The sequence below is a fragment of the Bartonella sp. AA86SXKL genome (genome assembly GCF_042196885.1).
The window spans coordinates 1-416 of the sequence record NZ_JBHIRE010000296.1; positions in this window are offsets into that span (position 1 = coordinate 1).

Here is a 416-nt window from a genome sequence, read left to right on the forward strand (position 1 = left end):
AAATAAAATCTATAGCAGTTGTGCATATTCCTTATCTTATAAGAAGAAGATAGATGGCTATATCCTTGATGGGGAATTTGACCTTGCAATGATTGATAACATGATTTTGCATGTTGGTTTCGCTTACAAGTTTTCATTGAGTAGAAAAGTATAAGCAGCCCTTTTTTTAACAAATCCTCTATTTTTTTGTGACTGTGGCACTTTTACTACAGATATTTTAAAGTTATCTCTCTATATATATCGTTTTGGATATTTGGAGATATTTTATGAATACGAAACGTTTAATAACAGTATCTATTTGGGCTTTGATTGCAGCTTCAACAGCGCATGCAGCTGATGTGGGAATTCCTCGTCAATCAGTATTAGCTGCTTCGCCGGTTATTACAGCACCTACTTTTACGTGGACAGGTTTTTAT